Origin of the sequence: Pelagibius marinus (assembly GCF_014925385.1) — a bacterium.
GTDB lineage: Bacteria > Pseudomonadota > Alphaproteobacteria > Kiloniellales > Kiloniellaceae > Pelagibius > Pelagibius marinus.
On record NZ_JACSDK010000001.1, the window covers coordinates 903,210 to 925,924 of the forward strand.

Here is a 22,715-nt window from a genome sequence, read left to right on the forward strand (position 1 = left end):
ATCGCCTTGCGCGAATGCCAATGGATCCCGGGGTCAAGCCCCAGGACGACAGCGGTGTGTGTATCCTCCGCGTGACAACCGTGCGGACTATGAGAGCCCGATTGGGCGGCCGCGTCAGTTCATCGTCTTGGGCAGGTTGGCGCGCAGTTTCTGGCGCAGCACGTCGATGGAGACCGGCTTGCCCTCGACGTCGATGTGCCAGAAGGACCAGCCGTTGCACGAGGGCGCGCCCTGCAGGTGGGCGCCGACCTGGTGGATCGAGCCCTTGAAGTCGGAAGTGATGAGCGTGCCGTCGGCGCGCACCTTGGCGCGGAAACGCTTGTCCGGGCCGTGCAGCACGGTGCCAGGCTCCAGCAGGCCGTGCTCGATCAGCCAGCCGAAGGGGATGCGCGGCTCGGCGCGCTTGGCCGGGGTCTCCACCATCTCCAGGTCGGTCACCGGCTGCACCTCGGCGATGCGTTTCTTGGCCACGGCGATGTAGTCGGGGTCGCGTTCCAGGCCGATGAAGTGGCGGCCCAGCTTCTTGGCCACGGCGCCGGTGGTGCCGGAGCCGAAGAAGGGATCGAGCACCACGTCGCCCGGCTTGGTGGCCGCCATGATGACGCGGTGGAGCAGGGCCTCCGGCTTCTGCGTCGGATGCGCCTTCTCGCCCTTGTCGTTCTTCAGCCGCTCGCCGCCGCTGCAGATCGGGATCAGCCAGTCGCTGCGCATCTGCAGGTCATCGTTCAACCGCTTCATGGCGTCGTAGTTGAAGGTGTAGCGCGCGTCCTTGTCCTTGGCCGCCCAGATCATGGTCTCGTGGGCGTTGGTGAAGCGCCGGCCGCGGAAATTCGGCATGGGGTTGGTCTTGCGCCACACCACGTCGTTGAGGATCCAGTAGTCCAGGTCCTGCAGCGCGGTGCCGACGCGGAAGATGTTGTGGTAGCTGCCGATCACCCAGAGGGAGCCGTTGTCCTTCAGCACGCGGCGCGCGGCGCGCAGCCAGCGGCGGGTGAAGTCGTCGTAGGCGGCGAAGCTGTCGAACTGGTCCCAGGCGTCGTCGACGGCGTCGACCTTGGAGTTGTTCGGCCGGTGCAGGTCGCCGGCGAGCTGCAGGTTATAGGGCGGGTCCGCGAAGACCATGTCGACCGAGGCCTCCGGCAGGGCCTCCATCAAAGCGATGCAATCGCCCTGCTTGACGACATCTTTCTGCACAGGTTTTCCCCTCTCGAGCGCCAGTCTTCGCCGCGCCGACCCCGATTCGGCGCGCAAGCCGGCTATCCTGAGTCAAGCCGAGTCGCGCGTCAAGAGTCTAGCTGACTCAAGATCTTACGGACTTAAGTTAAAGATTTGCTTGCGAGCGCGTCCCGGATCGGCCGGAAAGAGCGCCGGTGCAGGGGGGTGACGCCCAGCCGGGCGATGCCGGCGCGGTGCTCCGCCGTGCCGTAGCCCTGGTTGCGTTCCCAGCCGTAGCCCGGGTAGTCGCGGGCCAGCGCCGCCATGGCGCGGTCGCGGGTCACCTTGGCCACCACCGAGGCCGCGGCGATGGAGAGCGAGCGGCTGTCGCCCTTCACCACGGCACGCGCTTCGCAGCCCAGTTGCGGCAGCTTTTTGCCGTCGACCAGGGCCGCCCCGGGGGCGCTGTCCAGGGCCGCGCTTAAGGCTTCTGCGGCGCGCTGCATGGCCAGCAGCGAGGCCTGCAGGATGTTCAGGCTGTCGATTTCCTCGACGCTGGCCTCGCCCACCGCCACCCGGACGCAGGCGCAGGCCGGATCGCTGAGGATTTCGAAGAGCTCGCTGCGCCGCCTGGCCGAAAGCTTCTTGGAGTCGTCGAGGCCTTCGGCCAGCGCCGGGTCCAGCGCCGCCGCATCCAGCCAGGCGGGGGCGGCCACCACCGGCCCGGCCCAGGGGCCGCGTCCGGCCTCCTCGGGGCCGGTGGCGAGGCGGCCGCCGTGATGGTTCCCAAGATCGTCAAGCAGCTCGCGTTCCAGCGAGAAGTCCGGCACCTGCGTAATCCCTCCGGCGATCGGTTGACTGCAGGCTTACTCGGCCGAGGCGTCGCTCGCGGCGGCGCCGTCGTTGCCTGCCTTGCTCTGCGGGGGTTTCCTGTAGCGCGCCAGCCAGGCGTTGACCAGCCCCCGCGAGCGGCCCAGCGCCAGGGCCTCGGGTCCCAGGGTGAGGCGCAGGGTCTCGCGGCCCGAGGTGATGCCCAGCAGCGCGATGCGGTGCAGGCGGCGCGCCGCCTCCAGCCACACCGGGCTGACCAGCAGGGAGATCACCGTGACCGCGACCAGCAGGCGGTGGCTTTCCCAGTCGATGGCGGCCACGGTCAGGCCTTGCGCGGCGAGGATGAAGGAGAACTCGCCGAGCTGGGCCAGCAGCACCGAGGAAAGGAAGGCCCGCGGCCAGGTCTCGCCCATGGCGCGGATCAGGCCGATGTTGAGCGCGGTCTTCAGGACGGCGACGAAGAACACCAGCATGACCACGATGCCCAGGTTGGCCCAGATGTACTGGATGTCGATCAACAGGCCGATGGCGAGGAAGAAGACCATCAGCAGCACCGTCTGGATGGGCTCGGTGTAGTGGATCATGGCGCGCCGGCTGGTCGAGTTGCCGATCACCAGGCCGGCCAGGAAAGCGCCGTAGGAGGCCGAGATGCCGAGCAGGCCGGACAGCGCCGCGGCGCCGAAGCAGAAGCCGAGGCCGGCCAGCGGCAGCAGTTCGCGGTTGCGCCCGATCTCGCGGGCGAAGGGCAGGCGCACCCGCTTGCGCTTGCCCAGGTAGGTGATGATCAGCGCCAGGAAGACGATGGACAGCAGGATCTTGACGATGGACAGCGGGCCGATGCCGCCGTCGCCGCGGAAGGCGCCGATGATGAGGATCATGGGGATCACCGCCAGGTCCTGGGCGATGAGGATGCCGATGGTGACGTAGCCGACGCGGGTGCGCTTTTCGCCGATCTCGTCCAGCATCTTGATGGCCACGGCGGTCGACGACAGCGCCACCACGAAGCCGACCACCACGGTCAGCGCCAGCGGCCAGTCGAGCAGCAGGCCCAGCAGGTACATGCCCAGGAAGGCGACGACGATCTGGAAGGCGGTGGTCAGCACCGCGACCTTCCACACCGCGCGGAAGTCGCGCAGGTTCAGCTCCATGCCGATGAAGAACAGCAGCATCAGCACGCCCAGCTCGGCCAGCAGCTGCACCTGTTCGCGGCTCTGCACGAAGCCGAAGCCGGAGGGGCCCAGCACGGCGCCGGCCAGGATGTAGCCCAGCAGGATGGGCTGGCGGAAGTAGCGCATCACCAGCCCGCAGCCGAGCGCGCCGACAACGACGATGGCCAGTTCGGTAATGCTGCTTGTGTGCCCTTCCATGTGCCGAAACCTAGCACATGGAAGCATTTAAGTGATTAACGCGGGGGTGGTGGTGCGTCGTTTCTCTCGCCCGGCCGTGGTCCGGCGCGCCCGGCGATCACGCCAAGCCTGCGCAGCTCTCTCCCAAGGTGGCGAGAGAGGGCGCCGCGAAGCGGGAGGGTGAGGGGCGCTCCCGCGGTGCCGGCGACGGCGAATGCTGTTGCCCGCGCGGCCGTCTCCGCTCACCATGGCCCTTAGTCGGCGCGCTTACTCTTGGATGCCAGGCCCCATGCTCTTTCGCCAACTCTTTGATCCCCAGTCTTCGACCTATTCCTACCTGCTGGCCGACAGCACGACGCGCGAAGCCGTGCTGATCGACCCCGTCTACGAGCAGGTAAGGCGCGACGCGGCCCTGCTGGCCGAGCTTAACTTGAAGCTGGTTTACACTCTGGAGACCCACGTCCATGCCGATCACGTGACCGGCGCCTGGATGTTCCGTCACCGCCATGGCAGCGAGATCGCCTTGTCCGGCGACAGCGGCGCCGAAGGCGCCGACCGGCTGCTGCACCATGGCGACAGGATCCCCTTCGGCGGACGTGAGCTCCTGGTGCGGGCGACGCCCGGCCACACGGCAGGCTGTCTGACCTACGTGCTCGACAACGAAGGCATGGCCTTCACCGGCGACTGCCTGCTGATTCGCGGCTGCGGCCGCACGGACTTCCAGGGCGGCGATCCCAATCAGCTCTATGCCTCGGTGCATACCCAGATCTTCACCCTGCCCGAGGACTGCCTGCTCTATCCCGGCCATGACTACCGCGGCCTCACCGTGACCAGCGTCGGCGAGGAGAAGTCCTTCAACCCGCGCCTCGGCGGGCAGCTCAGCCAGAGCGACTTCGCCGGTTACATGGCGAACCTGGGACTCGATCATCCGAAGAAGATGGACGTCGCCGTGCCGGCCAATCTCCTCTGCGGCAGGCCGCAGGACGATCACCTGCCGGAAGACGAGCCGACCTGGGCGCCGCTGACCTATACCTTTGCCGGGATCTGGGAGGTGCAGCCGCAGTGGCTGGAAGAGCACCTCAACGCCGCGCAGATTCTGGACGTCCGCGAAGCCGACGAGTTCGACGGCCCGCTGGGTCGCATTCCCGGGGCCAAGCTGATCCCCCTGGGTTCCCTCGCCGAGCGGACGTCGGAGCTGCGCCCCGACAGGCCGGTCATCGCCGTCTGCCGGGCCGGGGGACGCTCTGCCCAGGCGACGACGATCCTGCGGCGCGCCGGCTTCGGGCAGGTCGCCAATCTGGCCGGCGGCATGCTGCGGTGGCGCGCCCAGCGCTGCGTCGTCGAGGGCGGCCGGGATTAGCCGCGTCATGCAGCGGCCCATGTCATTGAGTGTCGAGGAGCAGGCGCAGCGCCAGCGCCTGGAGGAGCGCTACCTCTGGGCCTGCGCGCCGGTCATGCTGGCCATCGAGCGGCGGGTCTGCGGCTGTGATTACGGCGGCACCAGTTGGACGACGCGGAGCGAGGCCGATCGCATGGCGGCGCGGCTCGCTTTGCGGCCGGGCGTACGGCTGCTCGACCTCGGGGCGGGTTCGGGCTGGCCGGGCCTCTATCTGGCGGCGACGACCGGCTGCGACGCAACCCTGGTCGACCTGCCCGTCAACGGATTGAAGATCGCCCGCGACCGGGCGCGGGAGGATGGGCTTGCGAGCCGTGTGAGGGCGATGGTCGCCGATGCCGCGGCGCTGCCCTTTGCCGAGGGCGCCTTCGACGCCATCAGCCACAGCGACCTGCTGTGTTGCCTGAAACAGAAAGGCGAGGTGCTCGCCGCCTGCCGGCGCGCGGTTCGTGACGGCGGGCGCATGGTGTTCACCGTGATCTCCGTCGCGCCGGACCTTCCGCCGGCGCGTTACCGCCTGGCCGTGGCGCGCGGACCGGAGTTCCTCGAAACGGACAGCGACTACCCTGCCCTGCTGGCGGAAGCGGGCTGGGCCGTCGTCGAGTCGGACGACATCACCTCCGACTACGTGGGCTCCTGCCGCCGGCAGCTCGACGCCGACATGACGCAGAAGGAGCCTTTAACGGCCCTCATCGGCGCAGAGGAGTTCGATCAGCGCCTGACCGACTGGCAGGGAAAGCTCGCGGCTCTGGACGACGGACTGCTCCGCCGCCGGTTCTTCGTCGCGGCGCCTGCGTGACGGGCGCGCTACAGCAGTGAGAGCTGGCGGTCGTCGATTTTTGGGGGAGTGAACTGGAAGGTATCCAGGCGGGCCAGGCCGCGGTTGAGGCCCAGACGCCGCTCGGCCTGCTTGAAGCGCTTGGCCAGCAGGTCGGCGTAGACGCCGCTGCCGCGCTGGCGCAGGCCGAATTCAGACTGGTAGAGGCCGCCCTCCCGGGTATCCCTCACCAGGCTCATCACCTTGGCCTTGCGCTCGGGGAAGTGCGCCTCCAGCCACTCGGTGAAGAGGTCCTTGATCTCCAGCGGCAGGCGCAGCAGCACATAGCCGCCGTGCCGGGCCCCGGCGCGCACTGCGGCGTCCAGCAGGGCCTCCAGCTCCATGTCGTTGATGGCCGGGATCATCGGCGCCGTCAGCACGCCGGCCGGCACGCCGGCGGCGTTGAGGGTGCGCAGCGCCTCCAGGCGGCGCTCCGGCGTCGGCGCGCGCGGCTCCATGACGCGGGAGAGCTTGCGGTCCAGGGTGGTCAGCGAAACCATCACCCGCACCAGGCCTTCGCGGGCCATGGGCGCCAGGATGTCCAGGTCGCGCAGCACCAGGTTGGACTTGGTGACGATGGTGAAGGGGTGCCGGGTCTCGCGCAGCACCTCCAGGATGGCGCGGGTGATCTTCAGGCGCCGCTCGATGGGCTGGTAGGGGTCGGTGTTGGTGCCCAGCGCGATGGGCTCCGGCTTGTAGCCCTTGCGCGCCAGCTCCTTCCTCAAGAGGGCCGCGGCTTCGGGCTTGGCCAGCAGCTTGGTCTCGAAGTCCAGCCCGGGGGAATAGCCCAGCCAGGCGTGGCTCGGGCGGGCGAAGCAGTAGATGCAGCCGTGCTCGCAGCCCCGGTAGGGGTTGATCGAGCGGTCGAAGGGAACGTCGGGGGAAGAGTTCCGGGTGATGATGGAGCGGCTGGCGTCCCAGGTGACCTCGGTGAGCGGCCCCGGCGGCTCGGTCAGGTTGTCGGGGGAGCCCATAACGTCGGGGGAGAAGGTCTCCGGGGCCTCGCCCCAGCCGTCGTCGATGGCGACCCGGGTGAAGGGCTCGTAGCGCCCGCTGGCGTTGCTGACGGCGCCACGGCCCTTCTTCGGTCGCTGGGGGATCAGATCAACCATGAGATTGAAGTTAGCGTCAAAGAGTGAATAAAACAAGAACAAAGCAGGAAAATCGTATTTCGGAAGCGGCGGAATCCCTGGCGCGAATCGGGACGACTCGAGTCGCCTGGATTGCCCCGGCCGGCGCCTACTTCAACTTGTGGTGGCGCATTTCGGGGCCACAATATCTTGATTCAATGGCGCCGCCGGCCGCGGCCACTCCGCCGCCGGATTGCGACTCAGGGCTGCAGAACATCGGCTGAATGAGAACGGATGTTCTCCCCCCTGGTCCCGCAGACCGGGGCCTCACAGGAAGGTGGCGATTTCTTCCAGCGGCTTCTTCACCTTGGCGTGGCGGGGCACGGTCGCGTTCTCGGCGGCGTGGCCGGCGACCAGGATCATGTAGGGCTTCTCGTTTTCCGGGCGCCCGCAGATCTCGTTGAGGAAGCGCATGGGGTTGGGGGTGTGGGTCAGGGTCGCCAGCCCGGCGCAGTGCAGGGCGGTGATCAGCATGCCGGTGGCGATGCCCACCGATTCGCCGATGTAGTAGTTCTTGCCGATCTTGTGGTCGGCATCGACGCGGTAGCGCTCGGCGAAGATGACGATCAGCCAGGGCGCGCTCTCCAGGAAGGGCTTTTCCGCGTCGGTGCCCAGCGGCGCCAGGTCCTGCAGCCACTCCTGGCCCGCCTTGCCGGCGTAGAAGGTCTTCTCCTCGGCCTCCGCCGCCTCGCGGATGCGCTTCTTCACCGCCGCATCGGCGACGGCGACGAAGTGCCAGGGCTGGTGGTTGGCGCCGCTGGGCGCCGTGCCCGCGGCGCGGAGGCAGTCCTCGATGATCTGGCGTGGCACCGGCTGGTCGGTGAAGTCGCGCAGCGTGTGGCGGGTCTTCATCTCGGCCAGGAAGCTGCGCGCCCGCTCGGCCATCTCGGCGTCGCTGAACTCGCGGCGGTCCGGCAGCGGGATGGGATCGTAGACCGGTGCGGCGAGACCGGAGTCGCTCATGGTTGCTGTCCCCCCAAGGTGCGGGCGCCCGCGATTATTGATCGGCCCGACGGCGGCGGAGCGCCTCGACGCCCAGTAAAGCGGCTTCGCTTCGCGCTTTCAAAGGGGAAAGGCAAAGCCGCCATGAACTTTTCGTGCGGGTAGCGCCGGGACTAGCTCGCGGCCTTGAGGTGTTCCTTCAGGCGCGGCATGAGCTCGACCAGGTTGCAGGGCCGGTGGCGGGAATCGAGCTGGAACTTCAGGATGTCCTCCCAGCCGTCCTTGCAGGCCGAGGGGGAGCCGGGCAGGGCGAAGAGGTAGGTGCCGTCGGCGACGCCGCCGATGGCGCGGCTCTGCATGGTCGAGGTGCCGACCTTCTGGTAGCTGAGCATGCGGAACAGCTCGCCGAAGCCCTCGATCTCCTTTTCCATCACCTGCTTGAAGGCCTCCGGCGTCACGTCGCGGCCGGTCACCCCGGTGCCGCCGGTGGTGATGATGCAGTCGATCTCCGCGTCGGCGACCAGGGCCTTGAGCGCCGCGACGATCTTGTCGATGTCGTCGGTGACGATGTCGCGCCTGGCCAGCTTGTGGCCGTCGGCGGTGATCATCTCCTCCAGGCGCCGGCCGGACTTGTCGTCGGCCAGGGTCCGGGTGTCGGAGATGGTCAGGACAGCGATGTTAACCGGCAGGAAGGGGAGAGATTCGTCAATTCGAGCCATTGAGCGCGACCTCGGCACGGGTTCCGTCCAAGGCTTCGTAGCGCGGCCAGTCGCCGCCTGCAAGTCGTTCCAGCGAGGGCGCCGGCTGGCCCAGGCGCTCGCGGTAGATCCACAGGTTGGTCAGCACCCGCTCGATGAAGAGGCGGGTCTCCTTCGAGGGCAGCGCCTCGATGAACAGCAGCGGGTCGTGGTCGGCCTTGATGGCGCGCTCCCACTTGCCCAGGTTGCCCGGACCGCCGTTGTAGGCGGTGGTCAGGCGGAAGAGGTCGCCCTGCACCCGCTCGTGTTCCAGCAGGTAGGCGATGTAGCGCTGGCCCAGCTCCATGTTGAGGCCGGGCTCGAAGAGCTCGTTGCGGCGCTTGCCGCGGTGGTAGTGGCGGCCCTTGGCCATGTAGCTGGCGGTGCGCGGCATGAGCTGCATCAGCCCACGCGCGCCGTCGGGGCTCTTGGCCTTGGTGTTGAAGCCTGATTCCTGCCGCATGAGGGCGAAGAGCAGGGCGCGGTCGACCTTGAAGCCGCTCTGCGGCTGCCACGGCGGAATGGGGTAGAGCGCCGCGTCCAGCGCGCCGCCGGTCTGCTCGCTGTTGCCGGCATGGGCCAGTTGGCGGCCCATGCGGAAGGCCAGGGCCGGCATCTTGGCGTACTGGGCCAGCGCCAGCAGCGCCTCGCCCATCTGCGGGTCGCCCCACTGGCCGGCGTTGACCAGTTCGCGCTCGGCGGTCTCGCGGTCGCCGATCTGCAGCAGCGCCAGGGCGCGGCTGCCGACGGGGCTCCGGCTCAGGCGGGCGGTCATCTCCGGGGCCATGCGGTGCGAGCCGAAGTCGAACTCGATGCGCATGCCCAGGGCGCGGCGCGCCAGCAGGCCGTAGAAGGTGCGCTGGTACTCGGCGGCGCGGCGCAGCAGCGGGCTGCTGCGGTCAGGGCGCTGCTGCTTCAAATGCGCGCGGGCGGCCCAGTAAGCGCCGGCGGCGGCGTTCCAGCCGGCCACGTTCCGGGACTCGGCCAGGGTCTCGAAGAAGACCGAGGCTTCGTCGATGTGGCCCAGGCGCCAGGCCGAGAGCCCGGCGATCCAGTTGATCATCGGCGCGGCGCGGCCGGAGCGGCGCGCGGCCGGCGCGGAGAGGGCGTAGGCGCGCTCGGTGTTGCCGTAGTAGAACCAGCCGCTGGCCACCAGGGCGCGGGCTTCGTCCAGTTCCACCTCGTCCAGCAGGTTCTTGACCGAAGGCTGGTCCAGCAGCTTCTCGGTGACGGTGAAGCGCTGGCGCAGCACGTTGCGGCGCACCTGGCGCAGCACGCGCGACACCTTGCGGCGCGTCGCCTTGGAGCGCTTGCGCGGCGAGACGTAGTCATAGCTGGTGCGCTTGCCGCTCCAGGAAATGGCGGTCTTGGCCGTGGCCGGCGGCTTGGGCCGCCGGTAGTTGGCCGGGCGGCGCTTCAGGGCCAGCGTGTAGATGCGCTTGGCCTGGGGATGGTCGGCGTAGTGGTCCATCCACTCCTTCAGCTCCAGGTACTTGGAGCGGTAGGCCGTGGGGTGCAGGTAGCGCTGAGCCAGCACGTGGCCCATGAGGTGCCGGTCGGTCAGGCCGGCGATCAGACGGTCGGCCTCCTGCCAGCGGCCGTCTTCCTGCAGCGCGAAGATACGGCGGTAGGCCTCGGCGTCGTGGCCCGACAGCACCGCCGGCAGGCCGTCCGGGCCGGCGTGCGAGGCAGAGGGACGATTGGGCGCCAGGCCGCCCGGCAGGGCGGCGGCGGGATTCAGGTCCTGCGGCTGCAGCACCCCCGCCACCTGCCGGGGCGCAAGCTGCTGAGCGTCGGCGCTCTGGGGGGCGGTCCAGGCGAACAAAACCGCGGCGGCTGCGAAAACAACACCGCGCGCCGTCAGGCAAAGGTCATCAACCCCTTGCCGGGCACCACTCCTGGATTGCACTGCGACCCCCGTATTTTTCATCGACCCTAACCAAGTGATCTGCGGGCCGCAACCGCCGCCCTGGGACAAACAAGCGCCAAAGAGGGGGCGCCCGCGAGACTCACGCCCCAAGAAAGCCACATCTGGGGTTAAATCCACGTTAAATCAGATATTTGAAGGGAAATCGGCGGGGTTTCCGGCGGCCTTTCCCCGTGCCTTCTCAGGTCTTGCACGGCCCCCGGCAGCCCCCGGGCGGTCTAGCCGGCGGCGGCCGCGGCGGCCTCGGCCAGGCCCTCGCGCTCCATGGCCTCGGCGAAGGACAGCAGGTCGCGCCAGGCCTCGCGCTTCTGCGCCGGCTGGCGCAGCAGGTAGGCCGGATGCAGGGTCGGCAGGGCCGGGATGGGCTGCTCCAGGCGCGGATGGTGGTAGTCGGCCCAGCGCCCGCGCAGCTTCAGGATGCCCTCCGTGCGGTGCAGCAGCGTCTTGGCCGACATGCCGCCGACCAGCAGCAGCAGCCTGGGCTGCAGGACCTCGATCTGGCGCTCCAGGAAAGGCAGGCAGGAGGCGATCTCGGCCGGCGTCGGGTTGCGGTTCCCCGGCGGGCGCCAGTACAGCAGGTTGGTGATGTAGACCTTGGTACGGTCCAGCCCGATGGTCGCCAGCATGCGGTCCAGCAGCTGGCCCGCCGGGCCGACGAAGGGCTTGCCCTGGCGGTCCTCCTGGGCCCCCGGGGCCTCGCCGATGATCATGATCCTGGCCTCGGGGTTGCCGTCGAACATGCAGAGATTGGTGGCCGTCGCCTTCAGGGGGCAGCCTTCGAAGTCCTCCAGGGCCCGGCGGATCTCCTCGATGGTCTTGGCCGTCGCGGCCAGGCGCTGGGCCGAGGCCTGGGCCTCGCTGGCGGAGGTCAGGCTGGGGGCCGGGCGGGCCCGGGAAGGGGGGACCTGCGGCGCAAGGCTCTGCGCTGCCTGCGGGGGTGAGGCCGGTGGCGGGGCCGGCAGGCGCTGGGGCGCCTCCGCCATGCCCCGCGAGGGGGCCGCGGCGGGACGGGCCGCCGTGCGGTCGAGCGGAAGGGCGCCGATGGCTTCGTCGGCGCCGGCCTCGATCTGCCATTTCAGGGCTTCGAGGAAATCCTGCTCGCTGGGAGGCATGGTCATGACGGGCGCCAGGATAGCACCGGCGCCCCCGCCGCAGAAAGCCGGGACCGCCGCCAGCGGCAATAAAACGGCGGACGTGGAAAGCGAGGGAGGCTTAGTGGTAGAGCGGCGAGACGACCAGCACCAGCAGCACGTTGCCCAGGATGAGCGCCGCAATCATGAACACCAGCAGTGTGTAGCGGTGAACGTTGGCTTCGCGCGAGGATTTGATGGCGCGGGTGAACTGGGAGAAGCTGGAGAAGTGCCCGGCGATGTCGCGCAGCTTCTCGCGCTCGGTATTCTGCCAGACTTGGTAGAGCGCCAGCATGTAGATCACCGCGCAGGAGCACAGGAAGCTGATGGCGATGATCAGATTGGTGATCGTGGCGTTGTAGGGGACCAGCTGGGCCAAAGCGATCAGACCGCCGAAGACCAGCAGGGTCGAGCCCAGGGACTTCCACTGGTGGGCCTTGGCGAAGCGGATGGAATCGGCCGACTCCTTATACAGCATGCACATTTCGGCATGCGTCAGCTCGTCCAGCTCGCTGGGCGTGTTTTCGCGGATCGGCTCGTCGCCGAGATCCCGGATTTCCTGTGCAACCATGGTTTGCGGTCTCCAACGCCCCTATCCTCGGGCGGAAAGGTAAATTTTTAGGAAAGCCCGGCTGTGGAGGCCCGGAGAGGTGCCCGGAGGACGCCCGCAGGCGAAAGGGCGGCGCGGCGGGTGGGCTTTGCTCCGGACGGCGGGCTGTACTATGTAGGGCCGCGGCGGGGCCGGAGGGGCCGCCCGCCGGCAGGCAAAGGAACGCCGGGCAAACGAACGCCGGGTAGGCAAACGCCAGGCAAGCAAACGCCAGGCAAGCAAACGAGTGAGCGCAGGCGCGCCGGATCAAGGGGTGAACCCCGGGGTCAGACCAGAGGACAGTGGCCGGCGCGCGGCAGGAGAGAGGGATCTTGGAACGCGAATTCATGGAATACGATGTGGTCATCGTCGGCGCCGGCCCGGCCGGCCTCTCGGCGGCCATCCGTCTGCGGCAGCTCTCGGCGGAAAGCGGCCAGGAGGTCAGCGTCTGCGTTCTCGAGAAAGGTTCCGAGGTCGGCGCCCATATCCTCTCCGGCGCGGTGCTGGAACCGCGGGCCCTCAACGAGCTGATCCCCGATTGGCAGGAAAAGGGCGCCCCCCTGAATGCCCCGGTCGAGGAGGAGAAGTTCATGCTGCTCTCGGAGAAGGGCAGCACCTCCGTGCCGGTCTGGATGCTGCCGCCGCAGATGCAGAACCACGGCAACTACGTGGTCTCCCTGGGCAACGTCTGCCGCTGGCTGGCCGAGCAGGCCGAGGCCCTGGGCGCCGAGATCTATCCCGGCTTCGCCGCTTCCGAGGTGCTGTACCACGAGGACGGCCGCATCAAGGGCGTGGCCACGGGCGACATGGGCGTGGCCCGGGACGGCAGCCAGAAGGACAGCTATCAGCCGGGCATGGAGCTGCACGGCCGCTACACCCTGTTCGGCGAGGGCTGCCGCGGTTCGCTGACCAGGCAGCTGGAGGCGAAGTTCGGCCTGCGCGAGGGTGCCGACCCGCAGACCTACGGCATCGGCATCAAGGAGCTGTGGGAGCTGGACCCGGCCAAGCACAAGACCGGCACGGTGATCCACACCGCCGGCTGGCCGATGAACAACACCACCTGGGGCGGCTCCTTCATCTACCATCTGGAGAACAACCAGGCCTACGTCGGCTACGTCATCGGCCTGGACTACGACAACCCGCACCTCTCCACCTTCGACGAGATGCAGCGCTTCAAGACGCATCCGGCGATTCGTCCCATGCTGGAGGGCGGCAAGCGCATCGCCTACGGTGCGCGCGCCTTGAACGAAGGCGGTCTGCAGTCGCTGCCGAAACTGGTCTTCCCGGGCGGGGCGCTGATCGGCTGCGCCGCCGGCTTCCTCAACGTGCCGAAGATCAAGGGCAGCCACAACGCCATGAAGACCGGCATGCTGGCCGCCGAGGCCGCTTTCGAGGTCATCTCCGCTGCCGGCGAAGGCGGCGAGACTCCGGCGGTGCTGGACGCTTTTCCGCAGAAGTTCGAGAGCTCCTGGGTCTACGAGGAGCTCTACAAGGCGCGCAACTTCCGCCCGGCCTTCAGCAAGTGGGGCCTCTACGGCGCCATGCTCTACGGCGGGCTGGACCTGAAGTTGCTGCGCGGCAAGGCGCCCTGGACCTTCCGTCACAAGCACGCCGACAACGAATGCCTGAAGCCGGCGGCGGAGATGCCGAAGATCGACTACCCGAAGCCCGACGGCGTCATCACCTTCGACAAGCTGTCCTCGGTCTTCATCTCCAACACCAACCACGAGGAGGACCAGCCGGTCCACCTGACGCTGAAGGATCCCTCGGTCCCGGTGGAGCACAACCTGAAGCTCTATGACGAGCCGGCCCAGCGCTACTGCCCGGCGGGCGTCTACGAGATCGTGCGCGACGACGACGGGAGCAACCCGCGCCTGCAGATCAACGCGCAGAACTGCGTCCACTGCAAGACCTGCGACATCAAGGACCCGACCCAGAACATCGTTTGGGTGACCCCGGAAGGCGGCGGCGGCCCCAACTACCCGAATATGTGACAATTCCGGCAGGCGGGCCGGCCGCCGCGCCTTGCAGGATGCCGCAAAAGCGCCATGTTAAGCGGTAAGCCTGGGCTTATGGCGACCCGGCGGCCGCGCCGGGTCGCAAAAAGGTGACTCCCGCCGGGCTTAAGGATCCCAAGCTGGTCATTGTTTGGCCTTGGAGCGGTCGGCTACACTGGCCCCGCCAGTTCCGGCAGCGGTCGGTCTCCGTGCCGCCCCCCTGAAGCGAAACCGCCAGGAGATTAATTTGTCGAACCTTCGGGTCTTCCTGCGTCGTGCCACGTGGTCCCAGCAGGCCAAGTGGTCCAGGACGGCGCTCATCGCCTTGGCGGCCGGCTTCGTGCCCGCCGCCTGCGGCGCGGAATCCCCGGTGCTGAGCGCCGGCCTCGACAGCCAGGTCGTCCAGGCCGCGCAGCCGGCCTCGCCGCCGGCGATCTCCTCGCCCTACGGCGCCTACCTGGCGGGCCTGGTGGCGCGCAGTGACGGCGATCTTGAGGCGGCGACCGACTACATGCTGCAGGCGCTGCGCTACGACCCGGACAATCCGGCGGTTCTCCTCCCCGCCCTGCAGCTGGCCGCGGCCACCGGCCGGCAGGAGGATGCCGCCAGCCTGGCGACGCGCGTCCTGGAACTGGAGCCGCAGCACAGTCTCGCCACGCTGATCCTGGCGGTGGAGGCGGCGCGCGCCGGCGACATGGAACAGGCCGACGCTCTGCTGGCCGGGCTGCCGCAGCGCAATTTCGATCAGGTTCTGGTGCCGATGCTGCGGGCCTGGGTGCAGACCGGCAAAGGCGATCCGGACACCGGCCTCGAGACTCTCTCGGTGCTGAAAGGCGACCGCGGTGCCAGCGTGCTCTACGGCCTGCACGCGGCCTTGATCAACGAAGTCGCGGGGCGCGAGGAACTGGCGGCCCAGGAATACGAAACCCTGCTGACATCGGCCGGACGGCCGACGGTGCGCCTGACCTGGCTTGCCGGCAGCTTCTTCGAGCGCCATGGCCAGCGCGATCGCGCGCTTGCGCTGTACCGCGATTTCGTCGGCTCCTCCGTGGGCTCGGACATCCTCCAGCCGATGCTGGATCGCGCCGAGCAGGGCGGCGAGAGCCCGGTAGAGGTTGCCGGTGCCACCGACGGCATGGCCGAGGTGCTGTTCAACCTGGCCGGCCTGTTGAGCCAGGAACAGGCCGACGACGCCGCGCTGGTCTATCTGCATCAGGCGCTGGCGCTCAGGCCCGACTTCATCATGGCCCAGGTGCTGCAGGGCGAGATCCTGCAAAAGCAGGACCGCAGCCGCGCGGCCATCGCCGCCTATCGCAAGGTGCCGCAGGACTCTCCCTTCGGCTGGATCGTCAGCCTGCGCATTGCCGACGAGCTGCAGCAGCTGGGCGACAACGAAGCGGCGCTCGTCGAACTCGACCGCCTTGCCGACCAGCGTCCCGACGCCTACGAGCCGATGATGCGCAAGGGCAACCTGCTGCGCATCGAGGAACGCTTCGACGAAGCGGTGGTCGCCTACGACGAGGCCGTGGCGCGCATCGAGCTCAGCGGCGAAATCGAGCCGCAGCACTGGTCGCTGCTCTATTTCCGCGGTATCGCCCTGGAGCGCGCCGACCAGTGGGAGCGGGCGGAGGCGGACTTCAAGCACGCCCTCGGCCTGCAGCCGGAGCAGCCCTACGTGATGAACTATCTCGCCTACTCCTGGGTCGAGAAGAAGCAGAACCTGGACGAGGCGGAGGCCATGCTGGAGCGCGCGGTGAAGCTGCGCCCGCGTGACGGCTACATCGTGGACAGCCTGGGCTGGGTCTACTACCGCCTCGGGCGCTACGAGGAAGCGGTGACGCAGCTGGAGCGCGCCGTCGAGCTGCGCCCCCAGGATCCGACCATCAACGACCACCTGGGCGACGCCTTCTGGCAGGTCGGGCGCAAGCATGAGGCACGCTTCCAGTGGCACCGCGCCTTGAGCCTGGATCCCGAGGAGGACCAGGTCCCGGTGATCGAAAACAAGATCAAGGAAGGCATGACGACTCCCCCCGAGGACATCTGACCCCGGAACGGTTTCGCCTGCCCGTGACAGTCCAACCGAGTCCTTTCCCGTGACCGCTCGCGACGCAACTGCGCTGCCTGAGACCAGTGAAGCCACCCTCTTCGAGGACGCCTGGGCCAAGATCAATCTGACCCTGCAGATCACGGGCCGCCGGCCCGACGGCTATCACGAACTGAACAGCCTGGTGGTCTTCGCCCAGGTCGGTGACAAGCTGAGCGTCGCGCCTGCCGTCGACGCCGTCACGCTGCAGGTCGAGGGTCCCTTCGCTGACGGCCTGCGCGCCGAGCCGGACAACCTTGTGCTGCGCGCCGCGCGGGCACTGGCGGCCGAGGCCGCGGTCGACAGCGCGCAGCGGGGGGGCGCCGTCCTTACCCTTACCAAGAACCTGCCCGTCGCCTCGGGCATCGGCGGTGGTTCCGCCGACGCGGCGGCGGCGCTGCGCGGCCTCGCGCGGCTCTGGGACGTTGGCCTGGCGCCCGACAGGCTGGAGGCCCTGGCGCTGCGGCTGGGTGCCGACGTGCCGGTCTGTCTGCGCGGCGTGCCGGTGGTGATGTCGGGCATCGGCGAGCGCCTGGAGCCGGTTCCGGCCCTGCCGCCGCTGTGGTTCGTGCTGGTCAATCCGCGGGTCGCGGTGTCCACCGCCGCTGTCTTCGCCGGGCGCGAAGGAACATTCTCGCAGGCGGCCGAGCCCCTGCTGCCGCCGCTCGGCCTGGCCGCGCTCATCGACTGGCTGGCCGCGCGCCCCAACGACCTGCAGGCCGCGGCCTGCCGCCAGGCGCCGGCGGTGGTGGAGGTGCTGGCCGCCCTCGAGGGTCTCTCAGACTGCCTCTTGGCGCGCATGTCGGGCAGCGGGGCGACCTGCTTCGGGCTGTTCGAGAGCGAGGAGGCGGCGCTCTACGCCGCCGAGGCGCTGGCGCTGCAACATTCGGACTGGTGGGTGGCGCCGGCGCTGCTGCGCGCCTGACGCGGGAAGATCAAGGTTCTAGCTGCCGTAGAGCTCGGCGACCGAGCGCAGTTCTTCCAGCAGGGCCTTGTCGGCGCCGCCCTCGGCGGGCAGGCCGGCCATCTCCCGGTAGGCGACGATGGCCGCCTCGGTCTTGGCGGTCAGGATGCCGTCCAGGTTACCGGGGGCGAGGCCCAGGCGGTCCAGCAGCTGCTGAAGCTCGACGATCTCTTCCAGGGAAAGCTCGGTGACGTGCTCGACCTGCCCGGTCGGCGAGGTCGCGACGAGAGGACCCGGCGAGACGGGCGCCCGCACGGAGGGGCCCAGAGGTGCCGGGGCCGGCTCAGGGGCGGGAAGCGTCGCGACGGCCTTCGCCGGGGTTTCGAATTCGGGCGGGGTCGAGCCCTCGGGGGCCGGCTGCACCGCCGCCAGGTCCGCGCCCGGCGCCGGGGCCTCACCGCCCTGGTTCAGCCAGAAGGCCAGGCCGCCGACCGCCACCACCAGGCCCAGCATGGTCAGGGCGAAGCCGCTGGAGGAGCGCTCCTTGTCCAGGCGCCGGCTGCTCGCCTGGGGGGCAATGGCCGGCTTGGTCAGCGCGGGGGTCTTCACAGGGGCGCCGGTCTTGGGGGCGCCGGTCTTGGCCGCGCCCTTGGCCGTGTTCTGGGCGCCGCTGGCCGGCACCTTGGAGGCTTCCGGCTTCTTGGCCGGTTCGGCTTTCGCCGTGTCTTTGCCGGGCGTTCCCGCCTTGCCCGCCTCGGGCTTGGCGAGCTCCGACTTGCGGGCCGGCGGATTGCCGACGGGGGTGCCGCCCAGGGGCGCGCCGCCGGCGGGCTTGCCGGCGCTATTGCCGGGGCCGCCGTTGGCCAGGCCGTTGCCTGCAAAGCCGTTGCCGGATTTGGCGCTGCCGTTCTTGGCGTTGGTGAAGGTGAGGCCGCTGGCCTTGGCCGAGGTCGGCTGCGGGCCGCTGGCCTTCAGTTCGCCCGCCGAAGGACCGGCGAAGTGCAGGCCGCTGCCCTCGGGCAGCTTGCTTGGCGCGGTCACGATCGGCCGGTTGCTGCCGAAGGTGATGGTGGCCGGGTCGGGGGCAAGGGAATTCGGGCCGGGGTTCGCGGGAACAGGGGACTTGGGATCAGGCGACTTGAGATCAGGCGACTTGGGATCCAGCGATGGGGCGGCCGGTTTCCCGCCGGCCGTGGGCGTGGCCACCTTGCCGGCGCCGCGTTCCGGCTTGGCAAGGCCGCCGTCCGGCGCCTTGGCGCGCTTGGTCTTGGGCGAGCGCGACTTGCCCGCCCCCTTCTTGGGGACGGCCTTGCCCGATTTAGGTGACGCCTTATCCGTACGTTCTGTCATGCTCTTCGGCGGACCGTTGAAGACCCAGCTAACCTGCTCATCTCTCCGCCTGCCGGACCCTTGCCCCGGCCGGCTCCGGGCAGACCCGGGGCGCAGTTGGGGCGGTGCGGCAAGCTCCAATGGACCGTTATGGGCCAGCCGTGGTTAACGGAGCCCTAATTCGAAGCCTTTCAAAAACATAAGTTTTTACCTCCAGGAGGGGCAGCGGAGGCGTTGTCAGGGGCGCAAATCCGGGGCTATAAGCAGACCTTGGCCCGGGGATCACATGCCTTTGAAAGAAAAAGATTCTTCACGCGACCTGCTCGCCGCCTGGGTAAACGGGGTCTGCCGGCGACCGGTTCTCGTCCTGTTCGCCTGCCTGGCGCTGGCCGCCGGCTTGCTGTGGATCGCCGCCACCAGCCTCACAATCAACACCTCCACCGAGGACATGCTGTCGGCGGAACTGCCCTGGCGGCAGAATAACCGCGCCGTCGACCGCGCCTTCCCGCAGCTGGTCGACAGCCTGACCATCGCGGTGGAGGGCCCCGACGCCCTGGCCGCCGAGGAGGCCGCCGGGCGCCTGGCCCAGGCCCTGCGGGCCCGGGACAAGGTCTTCCACTCGGTGCTGCTGCCCGAGGGCGGGGATTTCTTCCGCCGCAACGGCCTGCTCTACCTCTCGCCGGAGGATCTGCAGGCCGAAAGCGACCGCCTGGCCGCGGCCCAGCCCCTGCTCGCGGCCCTGCAGGAAGACCCCAGCCTGCGCGGCCTGGCCGACCTGCTGATCCAGGCCTTCGACAGCGAGGACGCCGCGGCGGATCGCGCCGAGCTGGGGCCGCTGCTCGCGCGCCTGGCCGCCACGGCGGAGGCCCTGCCGGACAACCCGGCGGCGCGGCTCTCCTGGTCGGCCCTGATGTCCGGTGGCCCAGCGTCCGGTGAGGGGGGGGCCCCGGCCGACCACCGGCGCTTCCTCATCGCCAAGCCGGTGATCGACTTCGCCACGCTGGAGCCCATGGCGGCCGGCGTGGCCGCGGTGGAGAAGGCGGCGGAGGACCTGGGCCTGACGGCGGAGAACGGCTACAGGCTGCGCCTGACCGGCGAGGCGCTGATGCTGCAGGACGAGCTGGCTTCCGTGCGCAGCGGGATCGGCGTCGTCGGCCTGATCTCCGGCGTACTGGTCGCCATCGTGCTCTTCGCCGGCCTGCGCTCCTGGCGCCTGGTGCTGCCGATCCTGGTGACCCTGGTGGCGGGACTGGCCTGGACCGCCGGCTTCGCCGCCCTGGCGGTGGGCGAACTGAACCTCATCTCCGTGGCCTTCGCCGTGCTCTTCATCGGCCTCAGCGTCGACTTCGGCATCCACTATGCCCTGCGCGTGCAGGAAAACGCGGCGGCCGGGCGCGAGCCCCTGGCCGCGCTCACCGAGGCCGCCGCGCTGACCGGCCGGCCGCTGCTGCTCTGCGCCGTCTCCTCGGCGCTGGCCTTCTTCGCGTTCTTTCCCACCGCCTACCGCGGCCTGTCGGAGCTGGGCCTGATCGCCGGCACGGGCATGTTCATCGCGCTGTTCCTGAACCTCACCCTGCTGCCGGCGCTGATGCGTCTCCTGCCCGCGCGCGCGGGCGCGGTCCATCTGGGCCCGCTGGCGGCCGCCAGCGCCGGGCTGCAGCGCCGCGCCGGGCGGCACGCCGGTCTCTTGGCCGGGCTCGGCGTCGCGCTGGCGCTGGCGGCGGCCTTCGCCCTGCCGCAGGCGCGCTTCGACGACGATCCGCTGAACCTGCGCGACCCGGACTCGCCCTCGGTGGCGGCGCTGCTGGAGCTGCTGGACGATGCCCGGGTCTCGCCCTACAGCGCCCAGGTGTTGAGCGACGGTCTGGAGCAGGCGCGGGCCGAGGCGGCGCGCCTGGAGGCCCTGCCGCAGGTTTCCGCCGCCGTCACCCTGGACGCCTTCGTGCCGGCCGAGCAGGACCTGAAGCTGGACATCATCGACCAGACCGCGCTGCTGCTCACGCCGCTCTTCACCGCGCCGCCGCCGCTGCCCGCCCCCGACGCAAGCGAACGCGCCGCGGCGCTGGAACGCCTGAAGGCGGCGCTGCAGGACCCGCCGGCGGAGGTGGCGGGCGAAGCGGCGCGCCTCGCGGCCGCTCTAAGCAATCTCGGCCCGGTCACGCCGGCCCAACTGGAGGCGGCCTGGCTCGGCGGCTTCGACGCGGCCCTGAACCGCTTGCTGGATGCCCTGGAGGCGCAGCCGGTCACTCTCGACGACCTGCCCGCGGAACTGCGGCGGCGCTATGAGGCGCCCGACGGGCGCATGCTGATCGAGGTGATCCCGGAGCAGGATCTGCGCGACCCGGCGGCGCGCGAGCGCTTCGTCGCCGCGGTCCAGGCCGAGGTGCCCAAGGTCTCCGGCGTGCCGGTCACCATCGTCGAGGCGGGCTGGGCGGTGGTCACCGCCTTCGTGGAGGCCACGGTGCTGGCGCTCTGCGCCATCGCTCTGCTGCTGCTGCTGGTGCTGCGCTCGCCCCTCGATACCCTGCTGGTGCTGCTGCCGCTGTCGCTGGCGGCCTTGCTCACCGTGGCCGCGGGCGTGGTCTTCGATCTGCCCTTCAACTTCGCCAACGTCATCGTGCTGCCGCTGCTGCTCGGCCTCGGCGTCGACAGCGGCATCCACTACGTGATGCGGGCGCGCGAGGAGAAGGAGGGGGCGGTTACGCCGACGAACTCCACGCCAAGGGCGATCTTTCTCTCGGCGCTGACAACGCTGGCTTCTTTCGGCGCCCTTTCCCTCTCCCAGCACCCGGGCACCGCTTCCATGGGCCTGCTGCTCACCGTGGCGATCGTCATCACCCTGGTCTGCGTGCTGGCCTTCCTGCCGGCGCTGCTGGCGCTGGCCGGGCGTCTGCCCCGGGGCTGACGGACCCGGGGCGGGCTTTCCCCTAGCCCTTGTTCATCTTGGCGACGTCGATATAGCCGCGCTCGATGGCGTGATAGAGGGCGTTGAAGGCCTCGCGCGCCTCTTCGTAGGTCTCGCGCTTGGCGCGCAGGTCCGCGATGTCCTGCGGGTCCGGGTGAGTGCCCGCGGAGCAGAGCTTGAAGGCGGCGTCCAGGTAGTCCGCGCGCAGGCGGGCCACCAGGGTGGCGAAGACGAAGGCCTTCTTCCGGTCCAGGTCGGGGATGCGCGCGTGGATGATTTCCTGGTTGGCGGTGCAGATGCCCAGGTCCAGCTCGTTCAGGAAGTGCTTCACCAGCTTGGACTCTTCGATTTCCGACGCGAAATGGGACATGGCGTTCTGAGGCATGGGACAGGGTTCTCTCTGTTGTCGCGGGGCCAGCTATTCGCCCTGCGGAGCTGAAGTATTCGCGGGCGAAGGGCCGCTACGCCGGCGTAATTCTCTCGACCTGGAAAATACGCCCAGAGACTTAATCAGAGATTTAGCCCGGTAATGGGGGTGTTCCGGCCGGTCCGAAAACTTGCGCGGGCTTTAGACGGCGGCGTGATTTAATCGGTGGTTGAAAAGCGCCGGGGCGCCGGGCCAGTCGCGGCGGCTGGAAGACGCGGCATCCGCCCGCTGCAGAGGGACGTTGCAGGGAAGGGGCGCTGACGCTAAGTTTCGGCCCGCCCGGTCCGCTGTCTGCGGTGTTCCTGCCGGGCCCTGCTGGGGCGTAGCCAAGTGGTAAGGCACCGGTTTTTGGTACCGGCATTCGCAGGTTCGATCCCTGCCGCCCCAGCCAACTCTTCTCTTCCCTTGAATTCGATCTTCGCGAAGGTGGCGGCGACCCGGCTCTCAGCGGTTGGAGCCGAGGGGGATGTCCGTCAGCGGGCAGTACTGGATGTTGGTCGGCGGGAAATCGCGCGTCGTCAGGTGGGAGGCCGTGCGCGGCCTGGCGTAGCTGGTCGCGCCCAGGATCACCGAGACCTCGCCGTCGTCGCCGCGCAGCGGCAGCATCAGGCGCTCGACCTGCGATGTCTGATAGCCGTCGGCCAGGTGCACGACGCCTTCGGCGCGCACCAGGTTGCCGCGGTCCAGCACCGCTTCCCAGCGCGCCCGGAACATGTCCAGCGCCTGCGGATTGAAGAGGGACGCGGTGTCGGTGCCGTGGCGGATGCCGCCGTGGATGCCGGCGATCGTCTCGCCGGCCAGGCGGTAGCGGTAGTGGCCGTCCTCGTGACGCTCCATCAGCCAGGTCAGGTCCAGGAGGGTCCGGAACTGGGTCGGGTCGACGGCGCTGCGATGGGGAATCGCATCTTTCTGGCGCAAGGCGAGCCAATGCCGGATCACCTGTCCGAAACGCACATCGGTGAATCTGGAGAGGAACTGTTGAAGGTCCAGTTCACTCCACACCGCGTCATCGCCCTGCATCCGGCCGCAACTCCCTTTCACCCCGGGGAACAACTGCCCCGGCTGTCCAC

At 69.2% G+C, this 22,715-nt stretch carries 18 protein-coding genes and 1 tRNA gene; 7 read left to right on the top strand and 12 right to left on the bottom strand.

What is annotated here, in order from left to right:
• Positions 1-114 precede the first annotated feature (114 nt).
• From H7X47_RS04445 to H7X47_RS04455, 3 genes are all read right to left on the bottom strand, one after another.
• Positions 115-1,152, bottom strand: a complete 1,038-nt coding sequence (locus tag H7X47_RS04445) for a site-specific DNA-methyltransferase (RefSeq protein WP_193367556.1) — start codon at positions 1,150-1,152, stop codon at positions 115-117.
• A gap of 164 nt (positions 1,153-1,316) precedes the next feature.
• Positions 1,317-1,985 carry a ribonuclease HII gene (gene rnhB, locus H7X47_RS04450; protein WP_319633526.1) on the bottom strand — a complete coding sequence of 223 codons (669 nt, stop codon included), beginning with the start codon at positions 1,983-1,985 and terminating at the stop codon, positions 1,317-1,319.
• Positions 1,986-2,021: 36 nt separating this feature from the next.
• Positions 2,022-3,353 carry a cation:proton antiporter gene (locus H7X47_RS04455; protein WP_193367372.1) on the bottom strand — a complete coding sequence of 444 codons (1,332 nt, stop codon included), beginning with the start codon at positions 3,351-3,353 and terminating at the stop codon, positions 2,022-2,024.
• Positions 3,354-3,621: 268 nt separating this feature from the next.
• Between H7X47_RS04455 and H7X47_RS04460 the strand changes: the two genes are divergently transcribed.
• Positions 3,622-4,692: an MBL fold metallo-hydrolase gene (locus H7X47_RS04460; RefSeq protein WP_193367373.1), complete on the top strand. Its 1,071-nt coding sequence runs from the start codon at positions 3,622-3,624 to the stop codon at positions 4,690-4,692.
• A gap of 7 nt (positions 4,693-4,699) precedes the next feature.
• On the top strand, positions 4,700-5,527 hold the full coding sequence (locus H7X47_RS04465; protein ID WP_193367374.1) for an SAM-dependent methyltransferase: 828 nt from the start codon (positions 4,700-4,702) through the stop codon (positions 5,525-5,527).
• An 8-nt stretch (positions 5,528-5,535) separates the two neighbouring features.
• On the opposite strand, the gene H7X47_RS04470 is transcribed toward H7X47_RS04465, so the two are convergent.
• From H7X47_RS04470 to H7X47_RS04495, 6 genes are all read right to left on the bottom strand, one after another.
• Positions 5,536-6,657 carry a PA0069 family radical SAM protein gene (locus H7X47_RS04470; protein ID WP_193367375.1) on the bottom strand — a complete coding sequence of 374 codons (1,122 nt, stop codon included), beginning with the start codon at positions 6,655-6,657 and terminating at the stop codon, positions 5,536-5,538.
• A gap of 285 nt (positions 6,658-6,942) precedes the next feature.
• Complete coding sequence (locus tag H7X47_RS04475; protein ID WP_193367376.1) at positions 6,943-7,638, bottom strand: nitroreductase family protein; 696 nt, start codon at positions 7,636-7,638, stop codon at positions 6,943-6,945.
• Between the two features lie 152 nt (positions 7,639-7,790).
• On the bottom strand, positions 7,791-8,336 hold the full coding sequence (gene moaB, locus H7X47_RS04480; protein WP_193367377.1) for a molybdenum cofactor biosynthesis protein B: 546 nt from the start codon (positions 8,334-8,336) through the stop codon (positions 7,791-7,793).
• Entirely contained in the window at positions 8,323-10,179 is a 1,857-nt protein-coding gene (locus H7X47_RS04485) for a lytic transglycosylase domain-containing protein (protein WP_193367378.1), read from the bottom strand. The genes moaB and H7X47_RS04485 overlap by 14 nt, the downstream gene beginning before the upstream one ends.
• A gap of 320 nt (positions 10,180-10,499) precedes the next feature.
• A complete protein-coding gene (locus H7X47_RS04490; protein ID WP_193367379.1) occupies positions 10,500-11,399 on the bottom strand; it encodes a uracil-DNA glycosylase in 900 nt (299 codons plus the stop codon).
• A 94-nt stretch (positions 11,400-11,493) separates the two neighbouring features.
• Positions 11,494-11,982, bottom strand: a complete 489-nt coding sequence (locus H7X47_RS04495) for a hypothetical protein (protein ID WP_193367380.1) — start codon at positions 11,980-11,982, stop codon at positions 11,494-11,496.
• 350 nt (positions 11,983-12,332) lie between these two features.
• Here H7X47_RS04495 and H7X47_RS04500 point away from each other — a divergent pair, with 350 nt between their 5' ends.
• The 3 genes from H7X47_RS04500 (at position 12,333) to H7X47_RS04510 (ending at position 17,005) form a co-directional block, all read left to right on the top strand.
• On the top strand, positions 12,333-13,994 hold the full coding sequence (locus tag H7X47_RS04500) for an electron transfer flavoprotein-ubiquinone oxidoreductase (RefSeq protein ID WP_193367381.1): 1,662 nt from the start codon (positions 12,333-12,335) through the stop codon (positions 13,992-13,994).
• A gap of 250 nt (positions 13,995-14,244) precedes the next feature.
• Positions 14,245-16,041, top strand: coding sequence for a tetratricopeptide repeat protein (locus H7X47_RS04505; protein WP_193367382.1), 1,797 nt, complete (start codon positions 14,245-14,247; stop codon positions 16,039-16,041).
• 49 nt (positions 16,042-16,090) lie between these two features.
• Complete coding sequence (locus H7X47_RS04510) at positions 16,091-17,005, top strand: 4-(cytidine 5'-diphospho)-2-C-methyl-D-erythritol kinase (RefSeq protein ID WP_319633527.1); 915 nt, start codon at positions 16,091-16,093, stop codon at positions 17,003-17,005.
• A gap of 18 nt (positions 17,006-17,023) precedes the next feature.
• Here the strand turns inward: H7X47_RS04510 and H7X47_RS04515 are convergent, their stop codons facing one another.
• The gene (locus H7X47_RS04515; RefSeq protein WP_193367383.1) at positions 17,024-18,334 is read right to left on the bottom strand and encodes a peptidoglycan-binding domain-containing protein; all 1,311 of its coding nucleotides are present in this window, start codon (positions 18,332-18,334) and stop codon (positions 17,024-17,026) included.
• 271 nt (positions 18,335-18,605) lie between these two features.
• Between H7X47_RS04515 and H7X47_RS04520 the strand changes: the two genes are divergently transcribed.
• Complete coding sequence (locus H7X47_RS04520) at positions 18,606-21,218, top strand: MMPL family transporter (RefSeq protein WP_193367384.1); 2,613 nt, start codon at positions 18,606-18,608, stop codon at positions 21,216-21,218.
• A 22-nt stretch (positions 21,219-21,240) separates the two neighbouring features.
• Here the strand turns inward: H7X47_RS04520 and H7X47_RS04525 are convergent, their stop codons facing one another.
• Positions 21,241-21,603 (bottom strand): hypothetical protein, encoded by a 363-nt coding sequence (locus H7X47_RS04525; RefSeq protein ID WP_227010147.1) that lies wholly within the window; start codon positions 21,601-21,603, stop codon positions 21,241-21,243.
• Positions 21,604-21,961: 358 nt separating this feature from the next.
• On the opposite strand from H7X47_RS04525, the gene H7X47_RS04530 reads away from it, so the two are divergent.
• Positions 21,962-22,036: transfer RNA gene (locus H7X47_RS04530), tRNA-Gln, on the top strand.
• A 53-nt stretch (positions 22,037-22,089) separates the two neighbouring features.
• Here the strand turns inward: H7X47_RS04530 and H7X47_RS04535 are convergent.
• Complete coding sequence (locus H7X47_RS04535; RefSeq protein ID WP_193367385.1) at positions 22,090-22,665, bottom strand: PAS domain-containing protein; 576 nt, start codon at positions 22,663-22,665, stop codon at positions 22,090-22,092.
• Positions 22,666-22,715: the final 50 nt, after the last annotated feature.

Coding starts and splice junctions, on each gene's coding strand:
- H7X47_RS04445 (WP_193367556.1), bottom strand. CDS start 1,152: ATGGAGGCCCTGCCGGAGGCCTCGGTCGACATGGTCTTCGCGGACCCG.
- H7X47_RS04455 (WP_193367372.1), bottom strand. CDS start 3,353: ATGGAAGGGCACACAAGCAGCATTACCGAACTGGCCATCGTCGTTGTC.
- H7X47_RS04460 (WP_193367373.1), top strand. CDS start 3,622: ATGCTCTTTCGCCAACTCTTTGATCCCCAGTCTTCGACCTATTCCTAC.
- H7X47_RS04465 (WP_193367374.1), top strand. CDS start 4,700: ATGCAGCGGCCCATGTCATTGAGTGTCGAGGAGCAGGCGCAGCGCCAG.
- H7X47_RS04470 (WP_193367375.1), bottom strand. CDS start 6,657: ATGGTTGATCTGATCCCCCAGCGACCGAAGAAGGGCCGTGGCGCCGTC.
- H7X47_RS04475 (WP_193367376.1), bottom strand. CDS start 7,638: ATGAGCGACTCCGGTCTCGCCGCACCGGTCTACGATCCCATCCCGCTG.
- moaB (WP_193367377.1), bottom strand. CDS start 8,336: ATGGCTCGAATTGACGAATCTCTCCCCTTCCTGCCGGTTAACATCGCT.
- H7X47_RS04490 (WP_193367379.1), bottom strand. CDS start 11,399: ATGACCATGCCTCCCAGCGAGCAGGATTTCCTCGAAGCCCTGAAATGG.
- H7X47_RS04495 (WP_193367380.1), bottom strand. CDS start 11,982: ATGGTTGCACAGGAAATCCGGGATCTCGGCGACGAGCCGATCCGCGAA.
- H7X47_RS04515 (WP_193367383.1), bottom strand. CDS start 18,334: ATGACAGAACGTACGGATAAGGCGTCACCTAAATCGGGCAAGGCCGTC.
- H7X47_RS04525 (WP_227010147.1), bottom strand. CDS start 21,603: ATGCCTCAGAACGCCATGTCCCATTTCGCGTCGGAAATCGAAGAGTCC.
- H7X47_RS04535 (WP_193367385.1), bottom strand. CDS start 22,665: ATGCAGGGCGATGACGCGGTGTGGAGTGAACTGGACCTTCAACAGTTC.